We start from the raw sequence: 26,391 nt of genomic DNA on the forward strand, positions 1-26,391 counted from the left end.
CCGCCTGCGGTTTCAGAAGAAGGACGCCGAAACCTGGAATAGCTTTTCGACGCGCGCCATCTGATTGCGGCTGGGGACGAAAACGATGACATGGTCGTCCTGCTCGATGACGGTCTCGCCGTCTGGAATGATGATTTCGTCTGCCCGCGCCAGCGCGCCGATGATGGCGCCCTTGGGCAGCCGCAGCTCGTTGACGCGGCGCCCGACCACGCGGGAGGTGCGCCGGTCGCCGTGCGCCACGGCTTCCAGCGCTTCGACCAGGCCCTGGCGCAAGCGGTGCACGGCCACGACGTCGCCGCGCCGCACGTGCCGCAGAAGCTCGCTCATCGTGGCGTGCGAGGGCGATACGGCGACGTCGATATGGCTGCCTTGCATCAACTCTCCATAGGCCTGCCGGTTGATCAGCGCGATGACGCGCCGCGCGCCCAGGCGTTTGGCGAGCAGCGACGACATGATGTTGTCCTCGTCGTCGCTCGTCAGCGCCAGCCAGGTGTCCATGTCTTCGATGTTCTCGCGCTCCAGCAGGCCCTCGTCGGTGGCGTTGCCGTGCAGCACCAGCACATTGGACGGAAGCTTTTCCGCCAGATAGCGGCAGCGCGCCGCATCGTGTTCGATGATGCGCACGCTGTAGTTTTCCTGGGCCAGCTCGGTGGCCAGCCGCAGCCCGATGTTGCCGCCGCCGGCGATCATGATGCGGCGTGCGGTCTTTTCCGCATCTCGAAGCTGCCGAACCGCGCGCCGGGCGTGCCGCGTATCCGCGACGAAGATGACCTCATCGCCGGGTTGGATGACGGTGCCGTCGCCCGCCTGCAGCGGGCGGCCGTCGCGCACGACATCGACGATGCGCGCAGACACGTCCGGCCAGAGATCCGGCAGCGCGCCCAGCGCCTGGTTCGCCATCGCGCTGGACCGCCCGACACGCGCCGCCACGACGCTGACGCGACCGCCGGCGAATTCCACCACCTGCAGCGCCTCCGGGAATTCGATCAGGCTGTGCAGATAGGTGGTGACGCTTCGCTCGGGGCTGATGAGGGCGTCGATGCAAAAGCCGTCGTCGCCCATCAGCTCCGGATGCTCGGCGACGTCGGACGCCCGGATGCGGGCGATGCGCCGCGGGATGTTGAATACCTGCCGCGCGATACGGCAGGCCACGAGGTTGACGGCATCCGATGCCGCGCAGGCAATGAAGAGATCGGTATCTTCCGCGCCCGCTTCGCGCAGGACCGACACGCGCGAGCCGTCGCCATGCAATCCGCGCAGGTCGCAGCGCTCCTGCAGCGCGAGCAGGTTGCGCGCGTCGGTATCGATGACGGTGATGTCGTTATGTTCCGAGACGAGGTTCTCGGCCACGCTGATGCCGACCCTGCCGGCGCCCACGATCAGGATTTTCATGTACTGCGCTTGCGCGCGGACTCGATGCCCAATTGCTTGAGCTTGCGGTACAGGTGCGTGCGTTCCAGACCGGTCTTTTCCGAGACGCGGGTCATGCTATGGCTTTCGCGGACCAGGTGATATTCGAAGTAGATGCGTTCGAAGGCATCGCGCGCTTCACGCAAGGGCTGGTCCAGCGAGATGCTTCCCAGCAGGCCGTTGACCGGGGCCGGCGCATCCTGAGTGGCGGCCGGCAGCGCCGGCGCGTCCAATTCGTCTTCCAGCGGCGCCGCTGACATGGAAACCGCGGCCGGGACGGGCTGGGGCGCGCGGCCACGCTGCAGCGCCGCCGAAATAGTTTTTAACAACCGTTGGAGCGTGATGGGCTTTTCGAGGAAGTCGAGCGCGCCGATGCGGGTGGCTTCCACCGCGGTGTCGATGGTGGCATGACCGCTCATCATGATCACCGGCATATCGAGCAGGCCTTGCGAGCCCCATTCCTTCAGCAGGCTCACGCCGTCCGTGTCCGGCATCCAGATATCGAGCAGCACGAGGTCGGGACGCGCACGCAGGCGAGCGGCTCTGGCCTGGGCCGCGTTCTCGGCCAATTCGACCGTGTGTCCTTCGTCGTACAAGATTTCCGACAGAAGCTCGCGTATGCCAACTTCGTCATCGACAACCAGAATTCTGGCCATAAACCCGTCCACCTATTGCGTAGCCGCATTATCCTGTTGTTGTGCGGCTGCGTCCAGAGTATCGACCCCGCCCGCAAGGCGGGTCAACAGTATCGAAATGCGCGCGCCGCCTTCACGCCGATTCGCGAGATCGATGCGGCCGCCGTGCTCTTCCACAATCTTGCGGACAATCGCCAATCCTAACCCAGTCCCGTGGGATTTGGTCGTCACATAGGGCTCGAAGGCGCGCTGCATGACCTGCGGCGAAAAGCCCGGGCCCGTGTCGGCCACTGTGAAACGCAATGCCTGTTGTTCGCTGCCGTCGCCCTGCCGCGCGCGGGTCAATTGCGTGGTGACGCGCACCTTGCCTTCCTGTTGGCCGGCAATGGCATCGCGCGCGTTCGCCAGCAGGTTGTGAATGACCTGTCTCAGCTGCGTGGGGTCGCCTTCGATGGCCGGAAGACCGGACTCGAGCTCCACTTCCAGGTTCAGCGAATTGACGTGGTCGCGCACCACGCCTTCGATCGGATCCCACCCGTACAAGGACAGGACGTCCGCGACCAGGTCGTTGAAGTCGATGCGCTTCATGACCGCCGGCGGCGTACGCGCGAACTCACGGAAATCATCGACCATGTGCTTGAGCGAGGCTACCTGGTTGACGATGGTATTGGTGGATCGCTCCAGCATGCGGCGTTCGTTCGGTTCGAGCCGGTCGGCGAGCTTCATCGCCAGCCGTTCGGCGGACAGCTGAATGGGCGTGAGCGGATTCTTGATCTCGTGTGCGAGGCGGCGCGCCACCTCGCCCCAGGCCACCGCACGGTTGGCGGACATCAGTTCGGTAATGTCGTCGAACACGACCAGATAACCGTTGCCGCGCCCATCGACGCGCAGATGCGTGCCGCGCGCCAGCAGGGTCGCCGTCTGGGATGACCCGGCGCGCTCTTCCGCCGAAGGCGTCAGTTGGATCTCGAACTGCTGCTGCCAGTGCTGGCGTTCCGAGCCCACGGCGGCATGCGCGGCGAATGCCTGCCGCACGATCTGAGCGAAAGGCAGCATGCCTTCCACGGTTTCCAGCGGCCTGCCGATGACCGAGCGCAGATCCGTCTGCAATATGGTTTGCGCGCCCTGGTTCACGGTGGTCACGCGGAACGCTTCGTCGAACACCAGCACGCCGGACGACAAATTGGACAGCACGCTTTCCAGATAGACGTTGGATCGCTCCAGCTGCTGGCGGTTGCTTTCCACCATGCGCCGGGCCTCGTCCAACTGGCGCGTCATGGCGTTGAAGGACCGGGTCAGCTGCCCCACCTCGTCGCGTTCGGGCGGCTCCGGCAGCGGACGGTAATCGCCCACGGCAACGGCCTGCGTGCCGGCCGCCAGCCGCAGCAGCGGGCGCACCAGGCGCTTGGACAGCGACAGCGCCACTGCGATGGCTGTGAAGACGGACACCAGCAGCGCGAGTGTCAGCGTAATGCCATACAGCTTGCGCAGCCCCAGCCGCGACAAGGCCAGTTCCTGGTAATCGCGAAAGCCTTGCTGGACGCGGTTGGCGTTGTGGGCGATCTGGTCCGGAACCGGCTGTATCAGCTGCAGCCAGCGCGGTTCGCCGGTGGCGTTGCCCAGCGTATCGATGCGGTCCGGCGGCACCAAGGGGATCACCACCCGCAGGTGCAGGCCGCCGCCGCCGCGATCCAGCGGGTCGTCGGCTTCCGCCGCGGAATAGCCCCGCGAAAGTCGCAGCTGGTTCAATACCGTGGGCGGCGGCAACTCGGGAAGCAGCTGGCCATACTGGCTGGTGGAAAACGCGATCATGCGGCCGCCGCCGGTAAAAACCATGGCCTCCTGCACGCCGTTGGCTTCGCGCAGGCGCGTGAGCGTCAGCGCGATATTGCTGTCGCTGGTGCGGTTCAGCTCCATCGCCATGGAGCGTCCGCGTGCGTCCAGATCGGCCAGCAGGGAATCGAGCGCCGCCCGGCCGAGATTCAGGCCGGCTTCCAGCGCGTTGTCCACGCGGACGTTGAACCACGACTCGATGGAGCGCGACATGAACTGCACCGACAAGGTGTAAATCAGCGCGCCGGGCACCACCCCGATCAGCGTGAACGCCAGCGCGAAGCGCGCCGTCAGACGTGCGCCGAACTGGCGCCGCCGGATCTGGCGGACCAGCTTGACGGTCAGGGCCATCACCCAGGCGAACGACGCCAGCGCAACGATGCCATTGAGCACCAGCAGCGCGTCGTAGTACCGGGCGAAGCGGGATGCGTTGCCGGTGGACCAGGCCAGCAGGCCGAGCAGCAACAGCCCCGCCAGCGCGCCGGCGATCAGGGCGATGCGAAGCAGCAGTCTCATCGCTTGTCTCCGGGCGCCTCGGCGATGGCGAAATCGAAGTCCTTCCACGGCGTGGCGACCGACCAGGAGCTGCTATTGAGCGCGTTCACCTGGAAGGGGCGCGCCAGCATGGACGTATCGAGCCGCAGCCGCAGGCGGCCATCGTAGCGGACGCCGGCCGACAGATCGGCGGCGTCGGCCACCGCCCATCCCCGGATATGGCGCACCATGTCCATGGCGGCGTCCAGCGATTGCACGGGAAGGGTCAATTCCCCCACTCCCGCGCGCCATTGCCGGGTCAGGGCGTTGTAGACGATGCGCCAGGTCATGCTGGTATCCGCGACCGTGGAGTCCAGCCACCACCAGCGCGAACGGGTAATGACCAGGTCCGCGGTGAAATACAGAGGAACGCCGCGCTCGGCCGCCTCGCGCAACTGGTCGTTCAGATCGAAGCGGATGTCGGCGTCGATCTCCACCCTTCCATCGCGGATGACGGGATCGATATTCAGGACCTTGGGGTCGGCCGCGTACGCCCTGCCTGCCCACGGCAGCAGAAGCGCGGCGGCCAGCCACAGCAGAAACAGGCGCTTTGGAATGGGCATACGTAGGATCGGCGCTGCAACCCCGTTATTCTTCGCGATTCAGCGGGCCTTGGCAAACAAGGCATAGAAAAAGCCGTCGTGCTCGCCTTCCGGGGTGTCGCCGCCGGCCGTCGGCAGCAATTGCCCGGGCGCTTGCAGCCGTTGCGCGTCGCCATGCCGCGCCGCGAAAGCGGCCGCCTGGCGCTCGCCCTCGTCGGGAAAGACGGAGCAGGTCACATAAAGCAGCCGCCCGCCTGGGGCGACCGTGCGCCATAGGGCATCGACGATGCGCGTCTGCAGCTTGACCGTGCGCGGCACATCGTCGGCGCGCCGCAGCCAGCGGATATCGGGATGCCGCCGCACGATGCCGGAAGCCGTGCAAGGCACGTCGGCAAGCACGGCGTCGAAAGGCGTGCCATCCCACCAGGAATCCGGATCGGCGGCATCGGCGGCCTGCATCCTGACGCGTGCAGACGCGAGTCCAAGGCGGCGCAGGTTCTCGTCGACGCGCCGCAGCCGCCCTGGGTCGGCGTCCAGCGCCAGCAGGTCGATATCGGCCAATTCAAGCAGATGGGCGGTCTTGCCGCCGGGCGCGGCGCAGGCGTCCAACACTCGCATGCCGTCCGCCACGCCAAGCAGCGGCGCCGCCAACTGGGCCCCGGCATCCTGCACCGACCACCAGCCTTCCTCGAAACCGGGCAGCTGCTGCACCGGGCGTGGCTGCGCGAGCACGATGCCTTGCGTACCCGCGGCCCGCGCAGCCACGCCGGCCCGGTAAAAGGCCGTCAGCACGTCGTCGCGCGTGGCGCGGCGCCGGTTGACGCGCAACGTCAGCGGCGCGTGGGCATTGGCCGCGGCCAGGATGGATTCCCAGTTGGCTGGATAGGCGGAACGCAGCTTGTCGACCCACCATTGCGGATGATTCCAGCGCGCTTCGATATGCCGCGCAAGCTGCGCCGACAAGGCGGACCGGTCGCGCAGGAAGGTTCGCAGCGTGCCGTTGATCAGGCCCTTAAAGGGCGTGAGCCGGCGCTGTCCGGCGGCTGCTTGCACCGCCTGGTCGACGACGGTGTACGGGGCGTAGGCGGGCATGCCGGTCTGCCCGTCGTCGGTTGCGGCCTGGGCCGCGCCGTCCGGCGTCCCATTCCTGGGCACGGGACCATCGGCGGGTGGCGGTTCCTCGGTCCCGACAAGCAGCAGCGCGAGCGCCACCAGCAGCAGGGCTTCGGCCAGCGGCTCCGGCGGCGTGCGCGGCACCAGCAGCCGCCGCAGCACGCGGGCCTCGCCCAGGCGCCGCATGGTGTGGAAGGACAAGGCTTGGGTGCCCCCGCGCAGCGGCGCCGGAACGGCGGCCAGGGCGTCCGTCATGGATCGTCCGGCCAGCACGCCGGACACGACGGTGGCGCTTTGCAGCAGCAGATCGCGCAGCGGCGCGGCGCCGGGCGGGTGGCCCGGAGTGGAAACTGACATACGAGGTGGCGCCGGCTGCGCCTGAAAAGCGGGAAACAGTCAATGGTATCGCGCGGCGGGCGCCGCTGCCGGCGAGCGGTGGAACCGCAGCCTGCCGCCGGCCATCCGCGCCACCGTTGCATGCCCGGGTTGGACCCGCACGGCCGGACTGCCTGTATTGGTGCCGGGGGCGGTCTCATCCGGCGGTCTCATCCGGCGGTCTCATCCTCTTGGCCGCGGGTATATTCCTGTGGCGCCGCCCTTTTCGATGGCCCTACTATGCAGAATGCTGGCGGCCCTGGTCTGCCAGGATCGCGCAGGGCCGCGCCGCGGCCAGCGGTTTCACGCCGACGTCCGCCCCGGAGGTCAAGATGACGTCCCAGCTTTCCGACGATGCGCTGCGCCATGCCATCGCGACCGCGCACCAGGCCATGGGCGGCGCCCAGCCTCGGCCCGTCGTCGCATCGTTCTTCGACGAAGCGACCTTCACGGCCACACATGTGGTTCACGATCCTGGCAGCCGGGCGTGCGCCATCATCGACAGCGTTTTGGACTTCGATGCCGCCAGCGGACGCACGGCCGACGCCTCGGCCCGCCAGCTGGAGCAGTACGTGCGCGAGCACGGGCTCGACGTGCACTGGCTGCTTGAAACGCATGCCCACGCCGATCATCTTTCGGCGGCGCCGCTGCTGCAAGCCAGGCTGGGGGGCCGGTTGGCCATCGGGCGCCACATCGCCACGGTGCAGCAGACCTTCGGGAAACTCTTCAACGCCGGCACGGAATTCGCCCGCGACGGCAGCCAGTTCGACCACCTGTTTGAGGACGGTGAACAATTCCTCATCGGGAACCTGTCAGCCGTGGCGCTGCACGTGCCGGGCCACACGCCGGACGGCATGGCCTATGTGGTCGGCGACGCGGTGTTCGTGGGGGATACGCTTTTCATGCCCGATTACGGCACCGCCCGGTGCGACTTCCCTGGCGGCGACGCCGGCATGCTGTACCGGTCGATACGGAGGCTGCTGGCCCTGCCCGACGAGACCCGCGTATTCCTATGCCACGACTACAAGGCGCCGGGACGGGATCGTCATGCCTGGGAAACCACCATCGGGACGGAACGTCTGTGCAACGTGCACGTGCGCGAGGGCATCGACGAAGCGGCCTTCGTCGCCATGCGGCGGTCGCGCGACGCGAAGCTGCCCATGCCCAAACTGATATTGCCTTCCGTGCAGGTGAACATGCGTGCGGGCCGGTTGCCGGAACCCGAGTCCAACGGCGTGCGTTACCTGAAGCTGCCGCTCGATCGGCTTTGACGTCGGCGCGGCGGTTCGCGCCGCCACGGCGGCCACATGGCTCACGTGGTCATTAGGCCGGTCAACCCATTAGGCCGGTCAACCGGCCCTTTTGGCGAACCAGAACGATGCCTGGGCCAGCATCCCCGCGCCCAGCAGCGTGCAAGCGGCGGCCAGGGCGGGATTGCCGCCGACGCCCGCCAACGCGGTACACACGGCGCCGATGGCCATCTGACTGAAACCGTAAAGCCCCGATGACGAGCCGCTGACGGCGGGATTGACGTTCAAAGCCTCGGACATGGCTGTCGGCGACGCGATGCCGGCGCCATAGGTCAGGACCAGCATGGGGGCCACCGTCAACGCCACCGAAAGATGACCGGATACGACGGCAACGAGGAATACCGCCGCGCCCATGCAACTCAGCAGGTTCCCCATCACCATCAGGCGCGCAACGGGAATCCGCCCGATCAGGTTGATTGCGGTCAGGTTTCCGAACCACACGCCCAGAATGTTCAAAGCCAGATAGAACCCGACCTCGTGGCTGGATCGATGCAGCTGGTCCACGTAGATGAACGGCGCGGCGCCGATGAAGGCATAGAGCGACGTGGTGGCGCATCCGCCGCCCAATGCATAACAAAGGAATCGCCGGGACCGGATGAGGCCGACATAGTTCTGCAATACGGCTGAAGCGCCGCGCCCTGCGCGCTTCACGGTCTCGCGCAGCAGGAACAGGATCAGAACGACGTTCAGAATGCCGAATACCGACAGCCATCCGAAGATGGACCGCCAGCCCTGGGCTGCGCTCAGGCCGGCGCCGATCAGCGGAGACAGTCCCGGTCCGGCCATGATCAACAGATTCAGCATGGACAAACGTTTGGCGGCTTCGTCGCCCGATACGCTGTCCCGTATGATGGCGCGCCCCAGCACCAGTCCGGCGCATCCGCCAAGGGCCTGGAACAGACGCGCCGCGATCAGGGCGTGGATCGTCGGCGCGAAGTACGCCGCGATGCTGGCGCCCGCGCAAAGACTCATCCCGAAAATCAGCACGGGACGGCGGCCGAAGCGGTCGGAAACGGGCCCGTAGATCAGCTGTCCGATCGCCAGTCCGACGATATAGAAGCTCAAGGTCAGCTGCACCGACGACGCGCTGGCCGCCAGGTCGCGGGCGGCATCCGGCAACGCCGGAACGAAGATATGCATCGCCAGCGTGCCGTTCAGCGTGATCAGCGCCAGCAGCCATAAGGGCGACGCTTTCGCGGACGAGGCTGGGGTAGGCAGCGGCTTTGCGGAATGAACGATAGATGGGCCGGTGCGCTCACCGGGATCTGACGGCAACGGACTTGGCATATCGGGATGATAGCGGCGGGCGGCTTGCAAACCGCTGTGAGCCGGGTCCATGTAGCCGTCCTTGCGCCACCGGCGCCCCGCAGGGCCGCCGCCCCCAGGGCATTCCCGCTCTGTCCGCGTCCGGATGCGCCGTACGGCAATGCCGTATAATGCCGCCCGATTCCAGGCGCCGGCCCAAGCCGCCGCTTGGAAACCGTGCAGCGGATGCGCCGCTGCCGATCGAGCGATCCATGAACAAATCAATCGCGCCGGCCGCCGGCGCACGATGGCAGGCGTCGCGCATCAGCGAGGCCCGCAGCCGGGTCGGACTGCCGCAGGCCGATTTCGCGAAACTGCTGGGCGTAAGCGTGCGCACGCTGCAGGACTGGGAACAGGGCCGGCGCAATCCGTCCGGCGCGGCCAAGACCCTGCTGCGCGTCGCCCTGCTCCACCCCGAAACCTTGCGCCAGCTGCCGCCGTGGCGCGCGGACGAAGCGGCCTGACGCCGGCATCTGACCATTAATCCCCGCACGGCCCTGCCGCGCGCGACTCCAGGTAAATCGAATTGGAAATCATCGAAACATCGCGGCCCGGCAAAGGCGCCGATAAAGGTTCCGCCAACCCCGCCGGCAGCGGCAGCCCCGGCGGCAACGCTGCTGGCGACGCCGCGGCGGCGCGCGCCGGCGGCCGCGCACCGCGCGTCGGCTTCGTCAGCCTGGGCTGTCCCAAGGCGCTCGTCGATTCCGAGCGCATCCTGACGCAGTTGCGCACCGAAGGCTACGAGGTCACGCCATCGTACGACGATGCCGACGTGGTGGTCGTCAATACCTGCGGCTTCATCGACAGCGCCAAAGCGGAGTCGCTGGAAGCCATCGGCGAAGCGCTGGCCGAGAACGGCAAGGTGATCGTGACGGGCTGCATGGGCGTCGAGGAATCCGCCATCCGCAGCGTGCATCCGAGCGTGCTTGCCGTAACGGGCCCCCAGCAGTACGAGCAGGTGGTGCGCGCCGTGCACGACGCGGCGCCGCCCCAGGCGCAGCACAATCCCTATGTGGACTTGGTGCCGCCGCAGGGAGTCAAACTGACGCCGCGTCACTACGCCTACCTGAAAATCTCCGAGGGCTGCAATCACCGCTGCAGCTTCTGCATCATTCCGTCGATGCGCGGCGACCTGGTCAGCCGCCCTGTCGGCGACGTATTGAACGAAGCCGAGCGTCTGGTGAAGGCGGGCGTGAAGGAACTGCTGGTGATATCGCAAGACACCAGCGCGTATGGCGTCGATCTGAAGTACCGCACCGGGTTCTGGAACGGCCGGCCCGTCAAGACCCGCATGACCGAGCTGTGCGACGCGCTTTCAGAGTTGGGCGTGTGGACCCGTCTGCACTACGTCTATCCTTATCCGCACGTCGATGAAGTGATTCCGCTGATGGCGCAGGGTAAGGTGCTGCCCTACCTGGACATCCCTTTCCAGCATGCCAGCCCGCGCATCCTGAAGGCGATGAAACGTCCGGCATTCGAGGACAAGACGCTGGCGCGCATCAAGCGCTGGCGCGAGGAATGCCCGGATCTGACGCTGCGCTCCACCTTCATCGTCGGCTTCCCCGGCGAAACCGAGGAAGACTTCCAGTACCTGCTGGACTGGATGAGCGAGGCGCAGTTGGACCGTGTCGGCTGTTTCCAATATTCGCCGGTGGAAGGCGCGCCCGCGAATGCGCTTGACAACCCGGTCCCCGACGAGGTGAAGCAGGAACGCTGGGAGCGTTTCATGGCGCACCAGCAGGCGATTTCCGCCGCCCGCCTGCAGGCCCGGATCGGCCGGCAGATCGATGTGCTGATCGACGAGGTGGACGAGGACGGCGCGATCGGACGCAGTAGCGCCGATGCGCCGGAAATCGATGGCTGTGTGTATGTGGCCTCGGAGAAGCCGCTGCAGCCGGGAGATCTCGTCCGCGTCACCGTGACGGACGCGGACGAATACGATCTCTGGGGCGACGCGCAGTAAGCAGGCCGCGGGGCGGCCTCAGGCCAGGAAGTCCGACAGGTCGTCGGCGTGCTCCTCTTCGACCGCCAGGATTTCTTCAAGCAGGCGGCGCGTGGTCGGATCCTTGTCGCCGATGTAATCGACCATCTGGCGATAGCTGTCGATGGCGATACGCTCGGCGACCAGGTTTTCCTTGATCATGTCTTCGAGCGAGCCGGCCTCGACATACTCGGAGTGGCTGCGCCGGGTGATGCCTTCAGGATTCAGATTCGGTGCGCCGCCCAGCTGGACGATGCGTTCGGCCAGCCGGTCCGCATGCTCCTGTTCCTGGGCGGCATGTTCGGCGAACTCCGCCGCCACCGGTTCGGCATTCATGCCTCTGGCCATGAAGAAGTGGCGCTTGTAGCGCAGCACACAGACGATTTCGGTGGCCAGCGCCTCATTGAGCAAACGCAGCACGGTTTCGCGATCCGCGCGGTAGCCGTCGGTGACCGCGCCTTCCTCCAGCCCCTGGCGGGCCTTCTTGCGGATGGTCTGGACGTCGACCTGGAAGCTGCCCGCGTGTCCGGGTGCGTTTTGCGCGTTTTGCATGTCCATATCGCTCTCTCCTTTACTTATATCGGCGTTGGGAAAACCGGCGCGAAGGCGCCGGCCCGATGGCAAATCAGCATAGGACCGGGCACGAGAGGCGCTGTGTCGAAACGTGTCGGCCTGGTCCTGCATGCAGCTCGTCGTCGCGTGAAATGTGCGTAAACTACCGAGCTTTTTCCGGCCCCCGGAGGCAAGTTTCGGGCCTGGGCCGGGCTCGCAATCTGTCGCGGCGCGTCGGCGCGGCGGCCTCTGGCCGACGCCCGTCTCGCGCCCTTGCGACGCAAACCTGTGCTGAACCAATTCATGACACTCGAAAACATTTGTGTGTACTGCGGCTCGAATGCCGGCCGCCAGCCGGTTTACGCGGAAGCGGCCCGCGCGTTCGGCCATGAGCTGGCGCGCCGCGGCCTGACGCTGGTATATGGCGGCTCCAGCGCCGGGATCATGGGCATCCTGGCCAACGCGGTGCTGGAAGAAGGCGGGCGGGTGATAGGCGTTATTCCCGAAGCACTGGTGCAAAAGGAACTCGCCCATCGCAACCTGACGGAACAGCACATCGTGACGTCGATGCACGAACGCAAAACCCTGATGGCCGAAAAGGCCGATGCCTTCGTCGCCCTGCCTGGCGGCGTGGGCACGCTGGAAGAGATTTTCGAAACCTGGACCTGGGCGCAGTTGGGCTTCCATGCGAAGCCATGCGGCTTGCTCAATATCGCGGGTTATTTCGACAAGCTGACGGCCTTTCTCGACCACACCGTGGAGGAAGCCTTCATGCGGCCGCAGCATCGCGCCATGCTGGCCGTCGAAAGCGACCCGGGACGTCTGCTCGAGCGGTTCGCCGGCTATGCGCCGCCCACCGTGTCGAAGTGGATCGAGCCGGCCAAGTAGACCGCCGCTGGCGAGGGCGCAGCGCGCGCCGCATCGCCGCTGACCCCGCACTCCCCGCATCGACCGGACCAAGCCATGACCGCCACCGACGCCACCACCGAACAATTGCTGCGCGATTACTTCCGCGCCAAGGACGAAAACCGGCCCTGGTTCATGGCCCGCGCTTTCGCGCCCGACGCGCGCCTGCGCATGGTATTGAAGACCTCAACCATCGCATTTCCGTCCGAGGTTTCGGGCGAGCCGGCCATTGCCGACACGCTGGTGCGCAAGTTCGGCCAGACTTACGAGAACGTGCACACGTTCTACCTGGACCGCCCTGCCCCCGGCGCCGTGCTGACCTCGTTCAGCTGCGGCTGGATGGTCGCCATGACGGAGAAAGCTTCCGGCAATGTCCGCGTAGGGTGGGGACGCTACGACTGGCGTTTCCGCCACGCGCCGCACCGGGTGGAACATCTGACGATCACCATCGACTCGATGGAAACGCTGGCGCCGGAAGCGATGCCGGAAATCCTCGGCTGGATAACCCAGTTGCCCTACCCGTGGCTCGATAGGGCGGCGCTTGCCGGCGCCCCAGACCTTCCGGCACTCGCCGGCCTGCGCGCACTCGCGGACTGAGCGGTCAGCCGCCGCCGGAGATCGGCGTCTCCGCTCGCGCCAAGGGTGCGAGGTGATAGTGAAGCTCGAGGGGCCGCAGCAGCTCACGCGTCCATTCACCGGAAGCATCCCGCGTCAGCCGCATTTCGCAAAACACTGCGCCGCGGCTCCGCGATCCATCCAGTAGCACGCCCTCCAGATCGTCGCCATTCCAGGCGGCCACCGAGGTCAGCGGCTCCCATGTGACGTTCAGCCCGATCGAATAGGAGCCGTCCGCGTATCGTTTCACGTCGGCGTGCGTCTCCGCGCCTCCGCCAAGGAGGACGGCGCGGCCGTCCGCAAGCCTGACCGGCGACTCATCACGGAGCGCGGCGAAGGCCTCGTACAGCATGTTGCCGATCGACTGCGTGGCGAAAGCGCTGAGCGCGAGCGTGTCGGGACCTGCCAGACGCTGCAGGGCGAGCAACGCCCGATACAGGCCCGCGACGTGGGATGCCGCATCGCCGCCGGCGGCGGCCGGCGCCGGGCGCGAAGAGGTGTAGGGCACATACCTTCCGCTCGGGTCCACGCCGCACACGGAAAACCCGGCGGAGCGGCGGTCGATACCGTCCAGCGCCAATTGCCTGTCGAGTTCTATCTCTTGCGGGCCATCCGCAGTGGCAAGGCACCGGCGTACGGGTTTCACTGGCGGCATTGGCGTATTCAGCATGAATTCCGTTAACCGGCGATGCTGGTCACCCGTCAATACCAGATCGGCGCGCCCGGCAGCCGCGTCATACCGCACGCCGAACTGCTCGGCCACCGCCTGACGCAATTTGGCAGACCAGCCGGCAGCCGAAGGCGGACGCGGCGCGCTTTGCGCATCGCCGTTTGCCGCCTGCAGGACGTCCTGCAAGGCGCCGGCCAGCAAGGACCCGAGCTCCAGAAGCCGGTACACATGCCTGACGCGCATCCATTCGGGATCCGATTCCGGTACGCCGGCGTCTTCCAAGCCGTCGATCAAAAGCATGCCGGCGTCCAACAAGCCGGAAACCAGGCATGGCATCACGGCGGCGAACGAGTGCGAATGCCCCGCGCCGGCCTGACCGCCCTGGCTCTGCCGCGCCGCGGCGTCGACGATGCGCGCGCATAAAGCAGCGCGATCCTCGGCGCCCGACAGCTCGAAGCTATCGCGCGCCGCACAGACTTCCCGCACGGCGTGCGCACAATCGCGCAGCGCCCCGACCACCTCGGGCAAAGACGCCGCCGCTCCTTCGGCCAGGCGCAACAGGGATACGGCGCGCGCGGCAGCGATCTCCATCAGGGGGGCGCTGCGTGACGTCGCTTCCTCCTTCAATGCCTTGGAATCGATGCTCAGGCCGACGTCGCCGAACGCGTTGGCGCAGCGGCGCAGGGCGGCGATTTCCGGTTCGCTCAACGCCGCCAGCGAAGACCGCTGAAGCGGGCCGTCCGGATTGTCCGGGCTGCGCAGATGCGTGTGAAGAATATCCGCCACGGCCGTCCGCAGCCTTTCGGCAGCATCGGCCGGCACCTCCCTGCCGGCCGCTTCAATGGCCTGCTTCCAGTCGGCGTACGCGCGTGCGGCGGTCTCCAGCTGGCGTACCGCATCGATGCGCGGGCACGGGCCGGCGGCGTTTCTCAGCGCGTCCAGGCAAAGCGCCATTCTGTCCGCCATGACCGCGGCCCGCGCCTCGTTCGCGTCCGGCGCGGGCGATGGCAACGCGCCAGCAGCGGCCTGCCCGGAGTCGCGGGCAACGACGCCGTTCACTTGACTGAGCGCGCGATCGAGGAGCCGCAGCAGGGACTGCCGGCGTTCGCGCAGCTCGGGCGATCGGTGTTGCGCGACGACATCGCGCCGCGCGTTCTCGTCCAAACCGCGTATCGCGGAAAGATCGGGTTCAGCCAAATTGGCCAGCGCGTTGCGCAGCAGCAGTTCCGGCATGCCCTGCATATCCTGCGCCGCCTGCAGGGACACGGCCAGCCGGGCGCAAGCGCGATCCACATCTTCCGATGGCGCCTTCGTTCGCATGGCCTGCGCCAGGCCGCGCAAAGGCGCCGCGACGGTGCGCCGCTCGAGCTCCAGGTCGAGAACGGCAACGAGCACATCTCGCGCTGCACGCGCCGATGCGCTGTCGTTGTCTTGCATCTGCTTGTCGATCCCGCATGCGACCCGCAAGGCGAGCAGCTGATCAGTCGCCGCCGTTCGACAGTAGCGCCTGGCGGTCATGTCCAACACGTCTAGCTGGACGGACTTCGCGCAACCGCCCGCCACACGCGCCAGCAACTGCTCGATTCCCGCCTGGTCGGGCGCCGCCTGGGCCTGGCTCGGCGGGCATGGCCGTGTGATGCTGGCGGACCAGTCGCGCATGGCGCGAACCCGGCCGGAAGCCGTCAGGCGCGCATAGAGAAGGGACACTCCCCCGCGCAGCGCGGAGCATGGCCCCCGTTCGCGCAGCAGGCGCAGCACGCGGCGGACCCTTCCAGGGCGTGTAGAGAAGGTGCGCCGGCCCAGCTCGGGGACGGTGGCGGGCAACGCCGTGGCGGCGTCCTGAGGGGCGCTTGCGGCAATGGTCATCATGGACTCCTACGGACTGGCAAGGCGGAATCGAGAACCAGCGCCGCGCGACACGGAATGAACGCAGGACGCTGGCTCGATCGGCTCCATCCTAGGAAGGTCGGCCAGCCTTTTCTGTCACCGGCAGGCGCTTTCCCTACCGCCGGCATCGGAAAACCGGCTCGGAAAACTCCGACGGCGGCGCGCCGCGAGCTACGATAGCGGGACGCCGCGCTGCTCTTCCGCTGCCGGCACTACCCCTCTCCCCACGGACATGAACATCGAAGCCGCCCACCGTATCGCCGACCTGGATGCCCTGACAGCCCTGTACGGCGCGCCCAACGAGACATCGCTGCTCAAGGAAGTTGCGACGCTGCATCCCGACTATTGCGCCTTCATCCGGGCCGCGCCCTTCGCCGCCTTGGCGACCAGCGGACCGGGCGGCCTGGACGTCTCGCCGCGCGGCGACGCCCCGGGTTTCGTGGAAATCCAGGATGAAAGGACCCTGCTGCTGCCCGACCGGCGCGGCAACAACCGCATCGACAGTCTGCGCAACGTCATTGCGGACCCGCGGGTGGCGCTGCTTTTCCTGATACCCGGGATCGGCGAAACGCTAAGGGTGAATGGGCGCGCCGAAATCACGGTAGACCCGGCCTTGCTGGAACGGCTTGCGGTCGACGGCAAGGCGCCGCGTTCCGTACTGATCGTGCACGTGGAAGCGGTGTACTTCCAGTGCTCGCGCGCCGTGGTGCGATCGCGACTGTGGGATCCCGCGACACAACTGCCGCGCACCGCCCTTCCCAGCACCGGGCAGATCCTGCGCGACCTGGCCGGCACCGGGTTCGACGGCGACCGCTACGACCGCGAACTGCCGGAGCGTGTAAGGAACACTTTGTATTGAGACAGCCCCGGGGTTGGCGCCTGGGGGGCGGACCGGCGCGCCGGCGCTCAGGCCGGGGGCTGCCAGCCGCGGATGAAGACCTCTGCTTCCTGGCGCTTGCCCCCGGCGCGCTGCAATTCCTGCAGGCGCAGGATGCCGTCCGCCGTGGCGATATCGATGCCAGCCGGCGTGGCGCGCAGCACGGAGCCGGGCAATGCGGCCGGCGCGCCCGGCAGCGCCTCGGCGCGCCACACCTTTACGGGATCGCCGAGACCCGGCAGGCGGATCGTGGCGCCGGGAACCGGATTGAAGGCCCGCACCCGCCGCGCAAGGACATCGGCGGCCAGCGAACAATCCAGCGGAGCTTCTGCCTTGTCGAGTTTGGCGGCATAGGTGACGCCTTCCGCCGGCTGGGGCACTGGCGTGAGTCCGCCGGCCGCCAGGGCCTGCAACGCCTCTACGATGGCGGTCGCGCCCAGGGGGGCAAGCGCATCGTGCAGAGCGGCTGCCGTCTGCGCCGGCCCGATCGGGAGCTTGCGCACCAGCAGCATATCGCCGGTATCCAAACCGGCATCCATCTGCATGATCGTGATGCCGGTTTCCGCATCGCCAGCCTCAATGGCGCGCTGGATGGGCGCGGCGCCGCGCCAGCGCGGCAGCAGGCTGGCGTGGATGTTCAGGCAGCCGTGCGGCGGCAGGTCCAACACCCATTGCGGCAGGATCAGTCCGTAGGCGGCGACGACCATGACGTCCGCCTCGGCGGCGCGCAAATGGTCGTGCGCCTGGGCCGCGTCTTCGGGATAACGGCCGTCCAGCCGGAGACTGCGGGGCTGCGCTACAGGGATGCCGGCCGCCACCGCGGCTTGCTTGACGGGGCTCGGCGCGAGTTTCAGGCCACGCCCCGCCGGGCGGTCAGGCTGCGTGAGAACCAGGGGAACGGTATGGCCGGCGGCCAGGATGGCGTCCAGCGCAAGACGGGCGAACTCGGGCGTACCGGCGAAAACAACGCGCATCGTCAGGCCCGCACTGCTTCGCGTTCGGCCTTGCGCAGCTTGGTGCGGATGCGGTTCTGCTTGAGCGGGGAGAGATATTCGACGAAAACCTTGCCGTCCAGATGGTCCAGCTCGTGCTGGACGCATACCGCGAGCAGCCCTTCGGCTTCCATTTCGTAGGGCTTGCCGTCGATGTCCAGCGCCTTGAACCGGATGCGCGCGCTGCGCTGCACCTCGTCATAGACGCCCGGCACGGACAGGCAGCCTTCCTCGTATGTCTGCTTCTCCTCGCTTTTCCAGGTGATTTCCGGATTGATCAGGACCAGCAGCTGGTTCGCCTCTTCGGACACGTCGATAACGACGACGCGCTCGTGCACATCGACCTGCGTGGCAGCCAGGCCCACGCCGGGCGCGTCGTACATGGTTTCCGCCATGTCACGCACCAGTTGACGGATACGGTCGTCCACCTCCGCCACCGGTTTCGCCTTGATGTGCAAACGCGGATTGGGATAGTGGAGGATGTTCAGCAAGGCCATGGAAAAGCGCTTATCCCGGTACGGCGGCAGCCGGCCAGGAGGTAACGGTGAAGGTTGGGACAACCATGATGATAATTCATCAAGCGTTTGATTTCTAATAGTTTTCGGCTAAACGCCGGATAGCGCGCCGCGATGCCGCCCCTTGCCTGCAGACCGGCCGCTGGGGCGCGCGCCATGGCCGCCCCAACAAGGCCACTGGAGGGCGCCGGCGCGGACGCCCGCATCACGCTGGAATCGCCCGAGGCAGACCGCCGTGCGACACTGCGGCCCATGCCTTTGCACATCCCTTACGAAGAAATGGCGGCCTGGCTGCGCCTGTCGCAGGAACCCGGCCTGGGCCTGATCGGGGCCATCACCCTGCTGCGTGGCGTAGGCGGCCCGCATGCGATATACGCCATGAAGGCGGATGCGCTGGCGCGCCACTTGCCGCCGGGCCTGGCCCGGCAACTCGCCTCGCCGCCGCCCGCCGCCATGGCGGATGCCATTGAACGGGCGCTGCGCTGGGTGGAAGAGCCGGACCGCCACATCATTACCCTGGGCGACCCCCGCTATCCCGCCGCGCTGCTGACCACCGCCGATCCGCCCCTGCTGCTCTACGTGCGGGGCCAGCTCACCCCTCTGGCGGGGCCGTCACTGGCCGTCGTCGGCGCGCGCAACGCGACTGCCGGGGGCCTGGAAAACGCGCGGCGCTTCGCCGGGCACCTGGCGGCGCACGGCTGGTGCGTCGTCAGCGGCCTCGCGCAGGGCATCGATGCGGCCGCCCATGAAGGCGCGCTGGCCGCCGGCGCCGCGGGAGCCGGCACGGTGGCCGTCATGGGCACCGGCATGGACACGATATATCCGTCGCGCCACGCCGCGCTTGCCGAACGCATTGCCGCAGCCGGCGCGCTCGTTACGGAACTGCCCTTGGGCAGCCCCGCGCTGCCGCATCACTTTCCCCGCCGCAATCGCCTGGTGGCCGGCCTGTCGCGCGGCGTTCTGGTGGTGGAAGCGGCCCCGCAAAGCGGCTCGCTGATCACCGCCCGGCTGGCGGCTGAAAACGGGCGCGAGGTGTTCGCCATACCGGGCTCGATTCATTCGCCCTTGTCCCGCGGCTGCCATGCCCTGATCCGGCAGGGCGCCAAGCTCGTGGAGACCGCGCGGGATATCACCGAGGAATTCGGCTTGGCGGCGCCTTGGGGCGATGCGGCTGCCGGCATGCCCGCGGTGGAAACGCCGCCCAAGCCTTGCCGTGAGGACGGCGTCCTTGCCGCGATCGGCCATGATCCCGTCCATCTGGACACGCTGCTCGCGCGCACAGGGTTGGACAGCCCCAGCCTGAACGCCCGCTTGCTCGAATTGGAACTGACGGGTGCAGTCGCCCGGCTGGATGGAGGCCGGTTCCAGCGTTTGGCTGGAGCGCGCAGCGCCGCCAAGGACTAATATCGCGCTATATCGCCGTACGCTTCAGGAAGACGCCATGCCCGTACCCACCCACGTGAAAATTGTCGAAGTTTCGCCGCGCGACGGTCTGCAGAACGAAAAGGGATTCGTGCCCACGGACGTCAAGATCGAGCTGGTAAACAGGCTTGCCGCCGCCGGGTTCCCCAACGTCGAGGCAACGTCGTTCGTGTCGCCGAAATGGGTGCCGCAGATGGCGGACGCCGCGCAGGTGATGGCCGGCATCGAACGCCGGCCCGGCACGATCTACTCGGTCCTGACGCCCAATATGAAAGGTTTCGAGGCGGCGCTGGCGGCCGGCGCCGATGAAGTCGTCATCTTCGGCGCGGCCAGCGAGGCCTTTTCGCAGAAGAACATCAATTGCTCGATCGCAGAGTCGATTGCCCGCTTCGAACCGGTGGCCCAGGCCGCCAAGGCCGCCGGCGTGCGGCTGCGCGGGTCCATCAGCTGCGCGCTGGGCTGCCCGTATCAGGGCGAAGTGCCGGTGGAGGCCGTGGTGGACGTGGTCAAACGCTATCTCGCCCTGGGCTGCGACGAAATCGACGTGGCCGACACGATCGGCGTCGGCACGCCCAAGCGGGTGCGGCAAGTCATGGACGCCGTGACTGCGGTGGCCGACCCGGCACGGATATCGGGCCACTTTCACGACACCTACGGTCAGGCGCTGGCGAACATCACCGCGGCGCTGGAATGCGGCATCGCGATTTTCCATACTTCCGTGGCCGGACTGGGCGGCTGCCCGTACGCCAAGGGCGCAACCGGCAACGTGGCGACCGAGGACGTGCTTTACCTGCTGCGGGGCATGGACATCGATACGGGGGTGGATTTCGACGCCGTGGTGGACATCGGCCAATGGATGTCGCGGCATCTGCAGCGCCAGTCGTCGAGCCGCGCCGGCAACGCCATCGCGGCCAAGCGCGCGGCCTGATAACGCCGCAAGCGGCCCCGGGAAGGGGGCCATCCCGTCATCCTTCGCGAGAGGCGCCGCCCATCCCTATGAACCACCCCGCCGAGCCGCCCTCGTACGTCCCGCTTGCCGCGCTGCTGCAGGAGATCGGCCCCTTGCCGCTGAGCGGTCAGGCGTGGCCGGACTGGGTCAAGATTCTCGTATGGGTGCTGCTGGCGGCGCTGGGGTGGGAAATCGTGACCACCATCATCCAGCTGTCCAGCGGCAACCTGAACCCCCTGATGGTGGCCGGCGTGGCGGTGTGCTTCCTGGGGCTTGGCGTCGTCGCCTGGTTCATGCAGACCTCCATCACCACGATCGATGGCCGCGGCCTCAAACAGACCTGGCTTACGCGGCGGGAAGTCGCCTGGCAGGACATCCGGAGCGCGCGTTTCGTCCCCTTGATATTTTCGAAGCGGCTGATCGTCGTGACCCGGGCGGGCCGGCCCATGGTGTTCCAGGGCGGCACCCGTGAATTGGAAAAAGCCTTCATCCGGATCGCGGCGGCCTATCACGGCGCCGCGGGCCGGGGCTAGCGCCGGCGCCGTCCGGGATGCCCGGCCGCCGGCGCCAGGGGTCAACGGATCGGCAGCGCGTACATCAGCCCGCCCTTGTTCCACTGCGCGTTCAGGCCGCGCTGCAGCTTCAGGGGGCTGCCCTGGCCGACGTTACGCTCGAAACTCTCGCCGTAATTGCCCACCTGTTTGATGATGTTGTAGGCCCAGTCTTCGGACAGTCCCATGTTCTTGCCTGCGCCGGGCGTCACGCCCAGGATGCGCTTCACGTTGGGCTGGTCGCTCTTGGCCTTCAGCGTGTCGACGTTGGCCGACGTGATTCCGTATTCCTCGGCTTCGATCATGGCGCGAAGCGACCAGGAAACGATGTTCAACCAGTTGTCGTCGCCCTGGCGCACGAAGGGGCCCAGCGGTTCCTTCGAAATGATTTCAGGCAACACGACGAAGTCGTCCGGATTGCCGAGCTTGGAGATCCGTATCGATGCCAGGCCCGACGCATCGGTGCTGAACACATCGCAGCGGTTGCTGGCGAAGGCGTTGACGATTTCGTTGAAGTCTTCGATGACTACCGGCTTGTATTCCACTTTGTTGGCGCGCGCCCAATCCGCCAGCGTGTTCTCGTTCGACGTGCCGGCCTGCAGGCAGACCGATGCGCCGTTCAGCTCCTTGGCGCTTTTCACGCCGAGCGACTTGCGGACCATGAAGCCCTGGCCGTCATAGAAATTGATGCCGGCATGGATGATCCCCAGCGCGGTGTCGCGCTGCTGCGTGACCGTCGTGTTGCGCGTCAGCACGTCGATTTCGCCGGACTGCAGCGCGGTGAAACGCTGCTGCGCGTTCAGGGGCACGATCTTCGTTTTGCGGGCGTCGCCCAGCACGGCCGCGGCGACGGCGCGGCAAAGATCCACGTCGAGGCCGCGCCATTCGCCCTTGGCGTCGGGAGCCGAAAAGCCGGCGAACCCGGTGGTCGTGCCGCAACGAACGAAGCCGTTCTGGCGTACGGTGTCGATGGTGGCGCCGTGCGCCGCCTGCGCGGCGCCGGCCAGCAGCGCGGCGCCGAGCAGCGCCTTGAAACGTCCCGAGGTGAATCCGATACGCATGGGTTTTCCTTCTTCGGTTGTGATGCGCGCGGGCACGGACGGCGGCCCGCAAGGCGCCCAAGCTTAACGCGCAAGCACCGATCCCGAAAATGTCGGATCGCCCGGTTCCATATCACCGCAGGTCATGTAAACAGCCTTCGATGCCAGACGCCGCACGGCCCGCCCGGGTCCCGCGCGGCGTCCCGGTCGCAGGGATTCACGTGTAGCGGCGCGTGTCCTCGATGATCTTGCCGTCGTTGGGCAAGGTTCCCGGCGCGCACAGCCGCACCTCCGCGCGCAATTTGGCCACGTCGCGCACCGATCGTGCGATGGCCTGCGCCAGCCCCGGCGGCTCGCCGGACACTTCCACATGCAGCGTCATGACGTCCGCGCCCGGCTCGCCGCCGACGACCAGGCGCCCGCGCCCCGCTTCCGGATGACGGCGCAGGATCTCGGCGACCTGGGAGGGATGGACGAACAGGCCGCGCACCTTGGTGGCCTGGTCGGCGCGGCCCAGCCAGCCGCGTATGCGAGTGTTGGTGCGGCCGCACGGCGACTGGCCCGGCAACACCGCGGACAAGTCCCCCGTGCCGAAGCGCACCAGGGGATAGTCGGGATTGAGCGTCGTCACCACCACCTCGCCCACTTCGCCGTCCGGGACGGGATCGCCCGTGCCCGGGCGCACGATTTCAACGATGATGTCCTCGCCCAGCACCAGGCCTTCGCGCGCCGGGGTTTCGTAGGCGATCAGGCCCAGGTCGGCGCTGCCGTAAGCCTGGTAGGCGTCGATGCCGCGTTCTCCCAGCCAGTCGCGCAAGGGCGGCGGGAACGCCTCGCCGGACACCAGCGCGTGCCGCAGCGAAGGCAGCGGCTCGCGCAGTTCGTCGGCCTTTTCCAGGATCATCTTCAGGAAGCTGGGCGTGCCGGTATAGGCCGTGGGGCCCAGATCCCGGATGGCTCGCACCTGCTGTTCGGTCTGTCCGGTGCCGCCAGGGAACACCGTGCAGCCGATCGCGTGCGCCGCCGTTTCCATCATCGAGCCGGCAGGGGTGAAGTGATAGGAAAAGCAGTTGTGGACGAGCTCGCCCGGACGGATGCCGGCCGCATACAAGGCGCGGCCGAAGCGCCAGTAATCGCGGCGCGCGCTCTCAGGCTCGTAGATGGGCCCTGGGGAGGCAAACACGCGCACGGCCTGGCCCCAGCCCAGCGCGGAAAACCCGCCCATCGCCTTGCCGGGACCGTTTTCACCCGGGGTGTCGCGGCTGACCTGCTGGCGGGACAGCAGTTCCGACTTGCGCAACACCGGCAGCGCGGCCAGCGCCTGGCGTGTATCGATGCGGGCGGGATCGCAGCCCGCGAGCTGCGCCGCCACCGCAGGCGCATGCGCCATGGCCTGCGCGATGGCCTGCGGCAAGGCCGCCATGAGGGCCGCCTCGCGGGCCGGCGCAGGACGCGTTTCTAGCGTGTCGAAGTATGGGGAATGCGCCATTGGAGCAGCCATGGGATTTACGCCAGCCAGCGCTTGCGCCGGCGGTAGAACTTCGTATCGCGGAAGCTGCGGCGCGCCCCGCTGGAGATGCCCAGGTAAAACTCTTTCACGTCCTCGTTGTCCGCCAGCACCGCCGCCTCGCCATCCATCACGACGCGGCCGTTTTCCAGGATGTAGCCGTAATCGGCATACCGCAAGGCGATGTTGGTGTTCTGCTCCGCCAGCAGGAAGCTGACGCCCTCCTCGCGGTTCAGGTCGCGCACGATCTGGAAAATCTCTTCCACGATCTGCGGCGCCAGGCCCATGGACGGCTCATCCAGCAGGATCATCCCGGGGCTGGCCATCAACGCTCGGCCGATGGCCGTCATCTGCTGCTCCCCGCCGGACGTGTAGCCCGCCTGGCTGGTGCGCCGCTGCTTCAGCCGTGGAAAGTAACGATAGACCCGCTCCAGGGCCGCTGCCGTATCGGCCCGGCCGAGCCGGCGCGTATAGGCCCCGGTCAGCAGGTTTTCCTCCACCGTCAGGTGGGCGAAGCAATGGCGGCCTTCCATCACCTGCACCACGCCGCGCCGCACCAGTTCGGAAGGCGACAGGCGGTCGACCCGCTCGCCGCGATAGCTGATGCTGCCCTTCGTCACCTCGCCGCGCTCGCCCTTCAGCAGATTCGACACCGCACGCAACGTCGTCGTCTTCCCGGCGCCATTCGCCCCCAGCAGCGCGACGATCCGGCCCTCCGGCACGCGCAGCGACACGCCTTTCAACACCAGGATCACATGGTTGTAGATGACCTCGATGCCATTCACGTCCAGCAACGCGGACATATCCGCCCTCCATGGCGCTACGCGCCCGAACTCGCCTAATGCAAAAGAAGGAAAGGCAAGCGCTCCAAAAACAACCGTCCCATGGCACCGCCCCACGCCCACCACCGACGCCTCACGACCGGGGACGCGCGGATCCGGCTTTGCCGGTCCGCAGCGTCGCCCCCTCGAGGGGGAAGCGCGCAGCGCTTCGGGGGTGAGCCTCCCCTCCCCATGGCACCGCCCCACGCCCACCACCGACGCCCCACTACCGGGGACGCGCGGATCCGGCTTTGCCGGTCCGCAGCGTCGCCCCCTTGAGGGGGAAGCGCGCAGCGCTTCGGGGGTGGGCCTCCCCTCCCCACGGCACCGCCCCACGCCAACCACCGACGCCTCACGACCGGGGACGCGCGGATCCGGCTTTGCCGGTCCGCAGCGTCGCCCCCTCGAGGGGGAAGCGCGAAGCGCTTCGGGGGTGGGCCTCCCCTCCCCACGGCACCGCCCCACGCCAACCACCGACGCCCCACGACCGGGGACGCGCGGATCCGGCTTTGCCGGTCCGCAGCGTCGCCCCCTCGAGGGGGAAGCGCGAAGCGCTTCGGGGGTGGGCCTCCCCTCCCCATGGCACCGCCCCACGCCCACCACCGACGCCCCACGACCGGGGACGCGCGGATCCGGCTTTGCCGGTCCGCAGCGTCGCCCCCTTGAGGGGGAAGCGCGCAGCGCTTCGGGGGTGGGCTTTTCAGGGCTGGACTCAATCACCGCATGCCACGGGCGTCACATTCTTCTCCTTCGCGTACTTCGCGGAGGCCTCCTTCACCAGCGGACCGACCATTTCCTTGTCGGCCTGGTACCAGTCGGAGACCACCTTGAATTTGCTGCCGTCCCATTGGACGATGCGCGCCCAGTCGGCTCCCATGTGGTTCGAGCATGACGTTTTGATGGGACGCATGATCTCGCCGAAGCCCAACTGATTCAGCCTTTCCTGGGTCAGGTTCAGGTTCTCGAAGCCCCAACGCACCTGTTCCGGCGTCATCGACTTGCCCTTGCCGAACTTCTCCTGCGCGGTGCGGATGGCCTCGACCTGCAGCATGGAGATCATCATGCCGCGCATATGCGCGATGGTGCCCAGCGACACGCCGGTCCTGTCGCTGCCCTCTCCCTTCTCGTAGACGTACTTCTTCAGGTCCTGCGACACCTTGCCGGGCTCGCCGCTGTTGTGGATGGTGATGGCGTTGTAGCCCTTGGCGACCGCCCCCAGGTCCTTCACGTCGCCCTCGGAACCGGCCCACCAGATGGCGTACATCTTTTCGCGCGGATAGCCGCTGGCCTGCGCCTCGCGAATCGCGGTGGGCGTCATGATGCCGGCGCTCCACAGCAGCACGTAGCTGGGACGCGCCTGCCGGATCTGCAGCCAGGTGGACTTCTGCTCCACGCCGGGCGCCGTCACCGGATAAAGCAGCAGCTCGAAGCCGTCCTTGGCCGCGCGCCGCTGCAGCAGCGGAATGGGCTCCTTGCCGTACGGCGAGTCGTGATACACCAGCGCAATCTTCTTGCCCTTGAGATTGCCGCCCTCTTTTTTCGCGATGTCCTGGATCATGACGTCGGCCGCCGTCCAGTACGTGCCCAGCAGCGGGAAGTTCCACTGGAACACCGAGCCGTCCACCGATTGCGACAGACCGTAGCCCACCGTTTCCACGGGCACCTTGTCCAGGGGCGCCTTGTCCGTCACCGCGAACGTGATGCCGGTGGACTGCGTATCGAAGCCGGACGCGCCGGTGGGCGGGTGCGTCTTCAGACGTTCGTAGCATTCGACCCCGCGGTCGGTGGCGTACGCGGTTTCGCATTCCTCATAGGTGATCTTCACGCCGTTGACACCGCCGTCGCGCGCATTGACCAGTTTCAGGTAATCGAGCTTGCCGTCGGCCCAGGGGATGCCCAATGGCGCGAACGAGCCGGTGCGGTAGACCAGCAGGGGAACGAACTGTTCGTCCGCCCACGCCGGCAGCGAGGCCGAGCCCATTGCGGCGCCGGCAAGCACCAGGGCCGCCGCGAGTCCTGTCTTCAAGCGTTTCATCTCCATGACCTCCT

The 26,391-nt window shown here is 67.3% G+C and carries 23 protein-coding genes; 9 read left to right on the plus strand and 14 right to left on the minus strand.

Translation table 11 applies throughout. The annotated features are described in order from the left end of the window. Positions 1 to 12 precede the first annotated feature (12 nt). The 5 genes from trkA to rsmB are packed head-to-tail and all read right to left on the minus strand — an operon-like array spanning position 13 to position 6,424. Positions 13 to 1,392, minus strand: coding sequence for a Trk system potassium transporter TrkA (trkA, locus tag CAL13_RS19645; RefSeq protein ID WP_086073295.1), 1,380 nt, complete (start codon positions 1,390 to 1,392; stop codon positions 13 to 15). Beyond that, complete coding sequence (locus tag CAL13_RS19650) at positions 1,389 to 2,066, minus strand: response regulator (RefSeq protein ID WP_086058887.1); 678 nt, start codon at positions 2,064 to 2,066, stop codon at positions 1,389 to 1,391. The genes trkA and CAL13_RS19650 overlap by 4 nt, the downstream gene beginning before the upstream one ends. A gap of 12 nt (positions 2,067 to 2,078) precedes the next feature. Beyond that, positions 2,079 to 4,394: a sensor histidine kinase gene (locus CAL13_RS19655; protein WP_086073296.1), complete on the minus strand. Its 2,316-nt coding sequence runs from the start codon at positions 4,392 to 4,394 to the stop codon at positions 2,079 to 2,081. Beyond that, the gene (locus CAL13_RS19660; RefSeq protein WP_086073297.1) at positions 4,391 to 4,975 is read right to left on the minus strand and encodes a DUF4390 domain-containing protein; all 585 of its coding nucleotides are present in this window, start codon (positions 4,973 to 4,975) and stop codon (positions 4,391 to 4,393) included. The genes CAL13_RS19655 and CAL13_RS19660 overlap by 4 nt, the downstream gene beginning before the upstream one ends. Positions 4,976 to 5,014: 39 nt before the next feature. Further along, positions 5,015 to 6,424, minus strand: coding sequence for a 16S rRNA (cytosine(967)-C(5))-methyltransferase RsmB (gene rsmB / locus CAL13_RS19665; protein ID WP_086073298.1), 1,410 nt, complete (start codon positions 6,422 to 6,424; stop codon positions 5,015 to 5,017). 410 nt (positions 6,425 to 6,834) lie between these two features. Between rsmB and CAL13_RS19670 the strand changes: the two genes are divergently transcribed. After that, positions 6,835 to 7,713 carry an MBL fold metallo-hydrolase gene (locus CAL13_RS19670; RefSeq protein ID WP_198297988.1) on the plus strand — a complete coding sequence of 293 codons (879 nt, stop codon included), beginning with the start codon at positions 6,835 to 6,837 and terminating at the stop codon, positions 7,711 to 7,713. A 78-nt stretch (positions 7,714 to 7,791) separates the two neighbouring features. On the opposite strand, the gene CAL13_RS19675 is transcribed toward CAL13_RS19670, so the two are convergent. Further along, positions 7,792 to 9,090, minus strand: coding sequence for a multidrug effflux MFS transporter (locus CAL13_RS19675; protein WP_232467708.1), 1,299 nt, complete (start codon positions 9,088 to 9,090; stop codon positions 7,792 to 7,794). Between the two features lie 179 nt (positions 9,091 to 9,269). Here CAL13_RS19675 and CAL13_RS19680 point away from each other — a divergent pair, with 179 nt between their 5' ends. Both CAL13_RS19680 and rimO read left to right on the plus strand, forming a co-directional pair. Then, entirely contained in the window at positions 9,270 to 9,521 is a 252-nt protein-coding gene (locus CAL13_RS19680) for a helix-turn-helix domain-containing protein (protein ID WP_086073747.1), read from the plus strand. A gap of 212 nt (positions 9,522 to 9,733) precedes the next feature. Continuing rightward, positions 9,734 to 11,020: a 30S ribosomal protein S12 methylthiotransferase RimO gene (gene rimO, locus CAL13_RS19685; RefSeq protein WP_232462646.1), complete on the plus strand. Its 1,287-nt coding sequence runs from the start codon at positions 9,734 to 9,736 to the stop codon at positions 11,018 to 11,020. Between the two features lie 18 nt (positions 11,021 to 11,038). Here the strand turns inward: rimO and CAL13_RS19690 are convergent, their stop codons facing one another. After that, positions 11,039 to 11,590 carry a ferritin-like domain-containing protein gene (locus tag CAL13_RS19690; protein ID WP_198297820.1) on the minus strand — a complete coding sequence of 184 codons (552 nt, stop codon included), beginning with the start codon at positions 11,588 to 11,590 and terminating at the stop codon, positions 11,039 to 11,041. A gap of 303 nt (positions 11,591 to 11,893) precedes the next feature. On the opposite strand from CAL13_RS19690, the gene CAL13_RS19695 reads away from it, so the two are divergent. Both CAL13_RS19695 and CAL13_RS19700 read left to right on the plus strand, forming a co-directional pair. Continuing rightward, positions 11,894 to 12,478, plus strand: coding sequence for a TIGR00730 family Rossman fold protein (locus CAL13_RS19695; protein WP_086059624.1), 585 nt, complete (start codon positions 11,894 to 11,896; stop codon positions 12,476 to 12,478). Between the two features lie 39 nt (positions 12,479 to 12,517). Continuing rightward, a complete protein-coding gene (locus CAL13_RS19700) occupies positions 12,518 to 13,093 on the plus strand; it encodes a hypothetical protein (protein WP_420042466.1) in 576 nt (191 codons plus the stop codon). 4 nt (positions 13,094 to 13,097) lie between these two features. Here the strand turns inward: CAL13_RS19700 and CAL13_RS19705 are convergent, their stop codons facing one another. Further along, complete coding sequence (locus tag CAL13_RS19705; protein ID WP_157664903.1) at positions 13,098 to 15,650, minus strand: hypothetical protein; 2,553 nt, start codon at positions 15,648 to 15,650, stop codon at positions 13,098 to 13,100. Between the two features lie 250 nt (positions 15,651 to 15,900). On the opposite strand from CAL13_RS19705, the gene CAL13_RS19710 reads away from it, so the two are divergent. Beyond that, positions 15,901 to 16,527 carry a pyridoxamine 5'-phosphate oxidase family protein gene (locus CAL13_RS19710; RefSeq protein WP_086073301.1) on the plus strand — a complete coding sequence of 209 codons (627 nt, stop codon included), beginning with the start codon at positions 15,901 to 15,903 and terminating at the stop codon, positions 16,525 to 16,527. A 47-nt stretch (positions 16,528 to 16,574) separates the two neighbouring features. On the opposite strand, the gene fmt is transcribed toward CAL13_RS19710, so the two are convergent. Together fmt and def are read right to left on the minus strand one after the other, a co-directional pair. Further along, complete coding sequence (gene fmt / locus CAL13_RS19715; RefSeq protein WP_086073302.1) at positions 16,575 to 17,519, minus strand: methionyl-tRNA formyltransferase; 945 nt, start codon at positions 17,517 to 17,519, stop codon at positions 16,575 to 16,577. A 2-nt stretch (positions 17,520 to 17,521) separates the two neighbouring features. Further along, positions 17,522 to 18,034 (minus strand): peptide deformylase, encoded by a 513-nt coding sequence (gene def / locus CAL13_RS19720; RefSeq protein ID WP_086073303.1) that lies wholly within the window; start codon positions 18,032 to 18,034, stop codon positions 17,522 to 17,524. Positions 18,035 to 18,304: 270 nt separating this feature from the next. Here def and dprA point away from each other — a divergent pair, with 270 nt between their 5' ends. From dprA to CAL13_RS19735, 3 genes are all read left to right on the plus strand, one after another. After that, on the plus strand, positions 18,305 to 19,456 hold the full coding sequence (gene dprA, locus CAL13_RS19725) for a DNA-processing protein DprA (RefSeq protein WP_086059625.1): 1,152 nt from the start codon (positions 18,305 to 18,307) through the stop codon (positions 19,454 to 19,456). A 37-nt stretch (positions 19,457 to 19,493) separates the two neighbouring features. Beyond that, positions 19,494 to 20,402 (plus strand): hydroxymethylglutaryl-CoA lyase, encoded by a 909-nt coding sequence (locus tag CAL13_RS19730; RefSeq protein WP_086073304.1) that lies wholly within the window; start codon positions 19,494 to 19,496, stop codon positions 20,400 to 20,402. Between the two features lie 68 nt (positions 20,403 to 20,470). Beyond that, entirely contained in the window at positions 20,471 to 20,956 is a 486-nt protein-coding gene (locus tag CAL13_RS19735) for a hypothetical protein (RefSeq protein WP_086073305.1), read from the plus strand. A gap of 41 nt (positions 20,957 to 20,997) precedes the next feature. Here the strand turns inward: CAL13_RS19735 and CAL13_RS19740 are convergent, their stop codons facing one another. The 4 genes from CAL13_RS19740 to CAL13_RS19755 all read right to left on the minus strand — a co-directional run bounded on the left by CAL13_RS19740 (position 20,998) and on the right by CAL13_RS19755 (position 26,383). Then, positions 20,998 to 22,035, minus strand: coding sequence for an amino acid ABC transporter substrate-binding protein (locus CAL13_RS19740; RefSeq protein WP_086073306.1), 1,038 nt, complete (start codon positions 22,033 to 22,035; stop codon positions 20,998 to 21,000). 196 nt (positions 22,036 to 22,231) lie between these two features. Further along, the gene (locus CAL13_RS19745; RefSeq protein WP_086073307.1) at positions 22,232 to 23,503 is read right to left on the minus strand and encodes a phenylacetate--CoA ligase family protein; all 1,272 of its coding nucleotides are present in this window, start codon (positions 23,501 to 23,503) and stop codon (positions 22,232 to 22,234) included. A gap of 17 nt (positions 23,504 to 23,520) precedes the next feature. Next, positions 23,521 to 24,324, minus strand: a complete 804-nt coding sequence (locus tag CAL13_RS19750; protein ID WP_086073308.1) for an ABC transporter ATP-binding protein — start codon at positions 24,322 to 24,324, stop codon at positions 23,521 to 23,523. A 730-nt stretch (positions 24,325 to 25,054) separates the two neighbouring features. Beyond that, the gene (locus CAL13_RS19755; protein WP_086073309.1) at positions 25,055 to 26,383 is read right to left on the minus strand and encodes an ABC transporter substrate-binding protein; all 1,329 of its coding nucleotides are present in this window, start codon (positions 26,381 to 26,383) and stop codon (positions 25,055 to 25,057) included. Between the last annotated feature and the right edge of the window lie 8 nt (positions 26,384 to 26,391).

It is taken from the genome of Bordetella genomosp. 9, assembly GCF_002119725.1.
Taxonomy (GTDB): domain Bacteria; phylum Pseudomonadota; class Gammaproteobacteria; order Burkholderiales; family Burkholderiaceae_B; genus Bordetella_C.

Bases quoted from the DNA above. Each gene is read 5' to 3' on its own strand.
- CAL13_RS19695 (WP_086059624.1), top strand. From the start codon at position 11,894: ATGACACTCGAAAACATTTGTGTGTACTGCGGCTCGAATGCCGGCCGC.
- fmt (WP_086073302.1), bottom strand. From the start codon at position 17,519: ATGCGCGTTGTTTTCGCCGGTACGCCCGAGTTCGCCCGTCTTGCGCTG.
- CAL13_RS19750 (WP_086073308.1), bottom strand. From the start codon at position 24,324: ATGTCCGCGTTGCTGGACGTGAATGGCATCGAGGTCATCTACAACCAT.
- CAL13_RS19680 (WP_086073747.1), top strand. From the start codon at position 9,270: ATGAACAAATCAATCGCGCCGGCCGCCGGCGCACGATGGCAGGCGTCG.
- CAL13_RS19745 (WP_086073307.1), bottom strand. From the start codon at position 23,503: ATGGCGCATTCCCCATACTTCGACACGCTAGAAACGCGTCCTGCGCCG.
- CAL13_RS19730 (WP_086073304.1), top strand. From the start codon at position 19,494: ATGCCCGTACCCACCCACGTGAAAATTGTCGAAGTTTCGCCGCGCGAC.
- CAL13_RS19705 (WP_157664903.1), bottom strand. From the start codon at position 15,650: ATGATGACCATTGCCGCAAGCGCCCCTCAGGACGCCGCCACGGCGTTG.
- CAL13_RS19660 (WP_086073297.1), bottom strand. From the start codon at position 4,975: ATGCCCATTCCAAAGCGCCTGTTTCTGCTGTGGCTGGCCGCCGCGCTT.
- rsmB (WP_086073298.1), bottom strand. From the start codon at position 6,424: ATGTCAGTTTCCACTCCGGGCCACCCGCCCGGCGCCGCGCCGCTGCGC.
- CAL13_RS19675 (WP_232467708.1), bottom strand. From the start codon at position 9,090: ATGGACCCGGCTCACAGCGGTTTGCAAGCCGCCCGCCGCTATCATCCC.
- def (WP_086073303.1), bottom strand. From the start codon at position 18,034: ATGGCCTTGCTGAACATCCTCCACTATCCCAATCCGCGTTTGCACATC.
- dprA (WP_086059625.1), top strand. From the start codon at position 18,305: ATGCCTTTGCACATCCCTTACGAAGAAATGGCGGCCTGGCTGCGCCTG.
- CAL13_RS19735 (WP_086073305.1), top strand. From the start codon at position 20,471: ATGAACCACCCCGCCGAGCCGCCCTCGTACGTCCCGCTTGCCGCGCTG.
- CAL13_RS19690 (WP_198297820.1), bottom strand. From the start codon at position 11,590: ATGCAAAACGCGCAAAACGCACCCGGACACGCGGGCAGCTTCCAGGTC.
- CAL13_RS19710 (WP_086073301.1), top strand. From the start codon at position 15,901: ATGAACATCGAAGCCGCCCACCGTATCGCCGACCTGGATGCCCTGACA.
- trkA (WP_086073295.1), bottom strand. From the start codon at position 1,392: ATGAAAATCCTGATCGTGGGCGCCGGCAGGGTCGGCATCAGCGTGGCC.
- CAL13_RS19670 (WP_198297988.1), top strand. From the start codon at position 6,835: ATGGGCGGCGCCCAGCCTCGGCCCGTCGTCGCATCGTTCTTCGACGAA.
- CAL13_RS19655 (WP_086073296.1), bottom strand. From the start codon at position 4,394: ATGAGACTGCTGCTTCGCATCGCCCTGATCGCCGGCGCGCTGGCGGGG.
- CAL13_RS19740 (WP_086073306.1), bottom strand. From the start codon at position 22,035: ATGCGTATCGGATTCACCTCGGGACGTTTCAAGGCGCTGCTCGGCGCC.
- CAL13_RS19755 (WP_086073309.1), bottom strand. From the start codon at position 26,383: ATGGAGATGAAACGCTTGAAGACAGGACTCGCGGCGGCCCTGGTGCTT.
- CAL13_RS19650 (WP_086058887.1), bottom strand. From the start codon at position 2,066: ATGGCCAGAATTCTGGTTGTCGATGACGAAGTTGGCATACGCGAGCTT.